Source organism: Streptomyces sp. NPDC059455 (assembly GCF_042750115.1).
Lineage (GTDB): Bacteria > Actinomycetota > Actinomycetes > Streptomycetales > Streptomycetaceae > Streptomyces > Streptomyces endocoffeicus.
On record NZ_JBHYVB010000012.1, the window covers coordinates 47701 to 54536 of the forward strand.

Annotated in this window: 4 protein-coding genes; all 4 read left to right on the forward strand. The window is 72.1% G+C overall.

Features of this window, described 5'->3' with window-relative positions; translation table 11 throughout:
• The first annotated feature begins 10 nt into the window (after nucleotides 1-10).
• A complete protein-coding gene (gene dapF, locus ACFXB5_RS06260) occupies nucleotides 11-943 on the forward strand; it encodes a diaminopimelate epimerase (protein ID WP_385203046.1) in 933 nt (310 codons plus the stop codon).
• A gap of 136 nt (nucleotides 944-1079) precedes the next feature.
• Nucleotides 1080-3335, forward strand: coding sequence for a RelA/SpoT family protein (locus ACFXB5_RS06265; RefSeq protein ID WP_385203049.1), 2256 nt, complete (start codon nucleotides 1080-1082; stop codon nucleotides 3333-3335).
• A 139-nt stretch (nucleotides 3336-3474) separates the two neighbouring features.
• Nucleotides 3475-5055 (forward strand): M1 family metallopeptidase, encoded by a 1581-nt coding sequence (locus tag ACFXB5_RS06270; RefSeq protein WP_385203052.1) that lies wholly within the window; start codon nucleotides 3475-3477, stop codon nucleotides 5053-5055.
• Between the two features lie 122 nt (nucleotides 5056-5177).
• Nucleotides 5178-6680: a GTPase HflX gene (hflX, locus tag ACFXB5_RS06275; RefSeq protein ID WP_201852648.1), complete on the forward strand. Its 1503-nt coding sequence runs from the start codon at nucleotides 5178-5180 to the stop codon at nucleotides 6678-6680.
• Nucleotides 6681-6836: the final 156 nt, after the last annotated feature.

Below are 6836 nucleotides of genomic sequence, written 5' to 3' on the forward strand. Positions count from 1 at the left end.
GGATCGAGGAATGAGCACCGCACCACGGCTGGCCTTCCTGAAGGGGCACGGCACCGAGAACGACTTCGTCATCGTCCCCGACCTGGACGGCCGTCTGGAGCTGTCCGCGGCCACCGTCGCCAGGATCTGCGACCGCCGCGCCGGTATCGGCGGTGACGGCCTGATCCGCGTCGTGCGGTCCTCGGCACACCCCGAGGCGCGGGCCATGGCCGACCAGGCCGAATGGTTCATGGACTACCGCAACGGCGACGGCAGCATCGCCGAGATGTGCGGCAACGGAGTCCGCGTCTTCGCCCGGTACCTTCAGCGCGCCGGGCTGGTCGAGGCGGGCGATCTCGCGATCGCCACCCGGGCCGGGGTGCGCCGGGCCCACATCGCCAAGGACGCCGGTGACGCCGCCCGGCCGGGCGAGGCCACGGCCGGGTCCGACGGACCGATCACCGTGGTGATGGGCGAGGCCGCGCTGCCCGAGCCCGGCCCCGAAGGGGAGATCACGATCACGGTCGGTGACCACAGCTGGTCCGCGCGCAACGTGAACATGGGCAATCCGCACGCGGTCGCCTTCGTCGACGACCTCGCCCAGGCCGGTGATCTGTTCACGGCCCCCGCCGTGCGCCCCGCCGCCGCGTACCCGAATGGCACCAACGTCGAGTTCGTCGTCGACCGCGGCCCGCGTCATGTCGCGATGCGCGTGCATGAGCGCGGCTCCGGAGAGACCCGCTCCTGCGGCACCGGCGCCTGCGCCGTGATGGTCGCCGCCGCACGCCGTGACGGGACCGATCCGGCCGTCACCGGGCACCCCGTCACGTACACCGTGGACGTTCCCGGAGGGCGGCTTGTCATCAGCGAACGGCCGGACGGTACGGTGGAGATGACCGGCCCTGCCGTGATCGTGGCCGAGGGGGAGATCGATCCCTCTTGGCTGGGCACGGACCTCGGCTGACACTTCCCTCGAATGGGTGATCCGTTTCACTCTGGGCGAGAGCCGGTCGGCCGTGCGTGATGGGCTCGATAGCATCAAGCACCGGCCCCGGGGGAGTACCCACGCCGGTTGACGCTCGACGCCGCCGGAGGTGCCCATGAGCGCAGAGGCCACCGACCAGGCCCCGTTCGGCCGCAGGCGCGGCCTCCCCCGCATCGACCTGCGCAATCTCCGCAGGTTCAGTCGGGCCGCCCTGCTGGGGTCCGCCTCCCGCGGCGGGTTGCCTGACGCGATCGAGCATGTGGCCAAGGTCCACCGCGCGTACCACCCCGGAGCCGATCTGGATGTGCTCCGCAAGGCGTATGTCCTGGCCGAGTCCTCCCACCGCGGCCAGATGCGCAAGAGCGGTGAGCCGTACATCACCCATCCGCTGGCCGTCACGCTGATCCTCGCCGAACTGGGCGCCGAGACCACGACGTTGACCGCCTCGCTGCTCCACGACACGGTCGAGGACACCGATGTGACCCTCGATCAGGTGGGTGAGCAGTTCGGCGAGGAGGTCCGCTTTCTCGTCGACGGCGTCACCAAGTTGGAGAAGGTCGACTACGGCGCGGCGGCCGAGCCCGAGACCTTCCGCAAGATGCTCGTCGCCACCGGCAACGACGTCCGGGTGATGTCGATCAAACTCGCCGACCGGCTGCACAACATGCGCACCCTCGGCGTGATGCGCCCCGAGAAACAGGCGCGCATCGCCAAGGTCACCCGCGATGTGCTGATCCCGCTCGCCGAGCGGCTCGGGGTGCAGGCGCTCAAGACCGAGCTGGAGGACCTGGTCTTCGCCATCCTCCACCCCGAGGAGTACGCGCGGACCCGCGAGCTCCTCCAGGCCCACGCAGGCCGCCCCGACCCGCTGGCCCAGGCCGCCGAGGACGTACGGGGCGTGCTGCACGAGGCGGGCATCACCGCCGAAGTCCTGGTCCGGCCGCGGCACTTCGTCTCCGTCCACCGGGTCGGGCTCAAGCGCGGCGAGCTGACCGGCGCCGACCTCGGCCGCCTTCTCGTTCTCGTCTCCGACGACGCGGACTGTTACGCGGTCCTCGGCGAACTGCACACCTGCTTCACCCCGGTGATCTCGGAGTTCAAGGACTTCATCGCGGTCCCCAAGTTCAACCTCTACCAGTCGCTGCACACGGCCGTGGCCGGGCGCGACGGCGAGGTCACCGAAGTCCTCATCCGCACCCACCAGATGCACCGGGTCGCCGAGGCCGGAGTGATCGCCCTCGGCAATCCGTACGCCCCGACGGAGGGCGCCGACGCACCCGAGGGCGAGCGGGCCGACCCCACCCGCCCCGGCTGGCTGTCCCGGCTGCTCGACTGGCAGAGCGCCACACCCGACCCCGACATCTTCTGGACCTCGCTCCGCGACGAGCTCGCCCAGGACCGGGAGATCACCGTCTTCCGCTCCGACGGCGGGACGCTCGGCCTGCCCGCCGGCGCGAGCTGCGTGGACGCCGCGTACGCCCTGTACGGCGACGACGCGCACTCCTGTATCGGCGCCCGGGTCAACGGCCGGATCGCGACCCTGAGCACCGTGCTGCGCGACGGCGACACCCTGCAGCTGCTGATGGCGAGCGACACCCGGGACACCGCCTCCCACGGCCCCTCGCCGGAGTGGCTCGACCACGCCCGCACCCCGGCCGCCCGCATCGCCATCAACCGCTGGCTGGCCGCCCATCCGGCGTCGCAGCACGAGCCCCGGGAGACCGCCGAGGAGCCGGAGTCCGCCTCCGAGCTCACCGGCCAGGACGGACCGGACGGCCAGGACAGCCAGGGCCCGCAGGACGGACAGGACGGCCAGGAGGCGCAGGCCACACGGGGCTCGCAGACTTCGCAGGGCGGCCAGACCGTCGCCCCCGCGTCGCCCGGCGCGGGCCGCCCCGAGGCGGGCATCGTCGTCGACCTGCCCGGCGCGACCGTACGGCTCGCCCGCTGCTGCACCCCCGTGCCGCCCGACGCGATCACCGGCTTCGCGGTCCGCGGCGGCGCCGTCACCGTGCACCGCGAGCGGTGCCCCGGAGTGGCGCGGATGACCTCGGCCGGGCGCCAGGCCGTCGGGGTGCGCTGGGCGGACGAGGACGACGGGGACGGGGGCGGCGACTATCGGGTGACCCTCTTCGCGGAGGCGTTCAGCAGGCCGCATCTGCTCGCGGATCTCACCGAGGCCATCGCGGCCGAGGGCGCGGAGGTGGTGGCGGCCGCCGTCGAACCACCGCGTGAGCAGCGGGTCCGGCACACCTACACGCTCCAGCTGCCCGACGCGGGCAGGCTGCCGACGCTGATGCGGGCCATGCGGAACGTCCCCGGGGTCTACGACGTGACGCGCGAGGGCCGCAGCATGGCCGCGGTGCGCTGACGGACGACGGGCGCGCTCCTGAGCGGCACGCCCCTGACCACCGTCGGGCCGTCTGAACTCTTCGGGCGTCTGAACTCCTTCGGGTGGATCAAGGCCGGGAGCGACTGCGCGGGCGCCGGGGCGCTGGTAGCCGTAGGGCATGACGCTTTCTTCGGGGCGCCGCCCCTGGCCGCCGCGCACCGGGCGCCGCAGGACCACGTCGGTGGCCGCCGCCATGGCCGCCGTCTTTCTCGCGGTCGGCCCCTCCTCCGCCGCGGGGCCGGTGTCCCCCGTGCACCCGAGTCCCCTGGGCATCGGCGATCCGCTCTTCCCGCAGCTCGGGAACCCCGGGTACGACGTCACGGCGTACGACATCGCGTTCGCCTACCACCGCCAGGACCGGCCGCTCGACGCCGTCACCACCATCGACGGCCGCGCGACCGCCCCGCTGCGCACCGTCAACCTCGACTTCGCCCAGGGCGCCGTGGGCTCGGTGCGGGTCGACGGAGTGCGGGCCCGGTTCGCCACGGCCGGTGAGGACCTGGTGATCACCCCGTCCGCCCCCCTCCGTAAGGGCGCGGCCTTCCGGGTCACCGTCCGCCACACCAGCGATCCGCAGAGCGGCACGAACGGCGGCTGGGTCCGCACCAGCGACGGGCTGGCCATGGCCAACCAGGCCAACGCCGCCCACCGGGTCTTCCCGTGCAACGACCACCCCGCCGACAAGGCCCGCTTCACCTTCCGGATCACCGCTCCGAAGAGCCTTACGGTCGTCGCGGGTGGTCTGCCCGGACAGCGCGTCCGCAAGGGATCGCGCACCACCTGGACGTACCGCCTCGCCCACCCCATGGCCACCGAGCTGGCGCAGATCTCCATCGGCCGCTCCGCCGTGCCGCGCCGCACCGGGCCCCATGGGCTGCCGGTGCGCGACGTCGTCCCCACGGCGGACCGCGCACGGCTGGAGAAGTGGCTCGCGCGCACCCCCGGGCAGCTGGCCTGGCTGGAGAAGAGGGCCGGGCGCTACCCCTTCGAGACCTACGGCGTCCTGATCGCCCACGCCACCACCGGCTTCGAGCTGGAGACCCAGACGCTCTCCCTCTTCGAGCGCGATCTGTTCACCAGCGATCAGCTGCCCCGGTGGTACATCGAGTCGATCATGGTGCATGAGCTGGCGCACCAGTGGTTCGGCGACAGCGTCAGCCCGCGCCGCTGGTCCGATCTGTGGCTCAACGAGGGGCACGCCACCTGGTACGAGGCGCTGTACGCCGATGAGCGCGGTAAGGCGAGCCTGGAGCGGCGGATGCGCAAGGCGTACGGGCAGTCCGACGCCTGGCGGGCCGAGGGAGGGCCGCCCGCGGCCCCCGAGGCGGCCGACCCGGGCCAGCCGATCGGAATCTTCCGCCCGGTGGTCTACGACGGCAGCGCGCTGGTGCTGTACGCGCTGCGGCAGCGGATCGGCCGGGCCGCCTTCGAGCGGCTGGAGCGGCAATGGGTACTCCGCCACCGCGACGGCGTGGCCTCGACCGCCGACTTCGTCCGGCTGGCCTCCACGGTGGCGGGACGCGATCTGAGCGGATTCCTCCATCCGTGGCTGTACGGCAGGAAAACGCCGCCGATGCCGGGACACCCCGACTGGAAACAGACGGAGAAGGAGACCACCAAGGGCGCCGCGCTGCCCGGCGCGCGGGCGGGGCGGCACGCGGTACGTTACGCGGTGCCATGGGCCGTGAAACCCGGGTGACGGTCCGCCCGCCGCGTGCGACCATCAAGAGGTCGGCGTCCGTGGCCGGCACCGGCGGGGGAATCCCCCGGGCCCGCCACGCGTTGTCGACAGTGACGGTATTCCACGACGTAAGGATTCCTTTGACCCACTCCTCTTCCCTTCCGCAGGACCGGCAGCGCCTCGCCGAGAGCCTTCGGGCCGACGCCCTGATGGAAGAGGACGTCGCCTGGAGTCACGAGATCGACGAGGAGCGTGACGGCGACCAGTACGACCGCTCCGAGCGTGCCGCTCTGCGGCGTGTGGTGGGGCTGTCCACCGAGCTCGAGGACGTCACCGAGGTCGAATACCGGCAGCTGCGCCTGGAGCGCGTGGTGCTGGTCGGCGTATGGACCTCCGGCACGGTGCGGGACGCGGAGAACTCCCTGGCGGAGCTCGCCGCGCTCGCCGAGACCGCGGGCGCCCTGGTGCTCGACGGCGTGATCCAGCGGCGCAACAAGCCGGATCCCGCCACCTACATCGGCTCCGGCAAGGCCGAGGAACTGCGTGACGTCGTGGTCGAGTCCGGTGCCGACACCGTGGTCTGCGACGGTGAGCTGAGCCCCGGACAGCTGATCCACCTCGAGGACGTCGTCAAGGTCAAGGTGGTCGACCGGACCGCCCTGATCCTCGACATCTTCGCTCAGCACGCCAAGTCCCGAGAGGGTAAGGCGCAGGTCTCGCTCGCCCAGATGCAGTACATGCTGCCGCGGCTGCGAGGCTGGGGTCAGTCGCTGTCCCGCCAGATGGGTGGCGGTGGCTCCGGATCCTCGGGCGGCGGTATGGCCACCCGTGGTCCCGGTGAGACCAAGATCGAGACCGACCGGCGCCGCATCCGCGAGAAGATGGCGAAGATGCGCCGCGAGATCGCCGAGATGAAGACCGGCCGCGACATCAAGCGGCAGGAGCGTCGGCGCCACAAGGTCCCCTCGGTCGCCATCGCCGGTTACACCAACGCGGGCAAGTCCTCGCTGCTCAACCGGCTCACCGGCGCCGGTGTCCTGGTGGAGAACGCGCTGTTCGCCACCCTCGACCCGACCGTGCGCCGGGCCGAGACCCCCAGCGGGCGGCTCTACACGCTGGCGGACACCGTCGGATTCGTCCGGCATCTGCCGCACCACCTCGTGGAGGCGTTCCGCTCCACGATGGAGGAGGTCGGCGACGCCGATCTGATCCTCCACGTGGTGGACGGCTCGCATCCGACACCGGAGGAGCAGCTGGCCGCCGTGCGCGAGGTGATCCGCGATGTGGGCGCCGTCGACGTGCCCGAGATCGTCGTGATCAACAAGGCGGACATGGCCGATCCGCTCGTTGTGCAGCGGCTGCTGCGCATGGAGCGGCGCGCCATGGCGGTGTCGGCCCGCAGCGGGCTGGGCATCGACGAGCTGATCGCGGTGATCGACGAGGAGCTGCCCCGGCCCCAGGTCGAGATCGAGGTGCTGCTGCCGTACACCCACGGCAAGCTCGTCGCGCGCACCCACGCCGAGGGCGAGGTGCTCTCCGAGGAGCACACCCCCGAGGGCACGCTGCTCAAGGCGCGCGTGCACGAGGAGCTCGCGGCGGAGCTGCGGCGCTTCATCCCGGCCACGGCCGCCGGACAGCGCTAGTCAGCTCGTCACACCGCTCGCACCGCGTCGGCGACGACACCTGCACGACGAGGGCCCCCCCCCCGCAAAACGGGGGCGGGCCCCCCCCCAAGGAGGGATACCTGCCGCTCGGCGACGGGCAGAGCCGGTGAGAGGTTAGCGCTAATCTATCTGACC

Coding starts and splice junctions, on each gene's coding strand:
- dapF (WP_385203046.1), top strand. CDS start 11: ATGAGCACCGCACCACGGCTGGCCTTCCTGAAGGGGCACGGCACCGAG.
- ACFXB5_RS06265 (WP_385203049.1), top strand. CDS start 1,080: ATGAGCGCAGAGGCCACCGACCAGGCCCCGTTCGGCCGCAGGCGCGGC.
- ACFXB5_RS06270 (WP_385203052.1), top strand. CDS start 3,475: ATGACGCTTTCTTCGGGGCGCCGCCCCTGGCCGCCGCGCACCGGGCGC.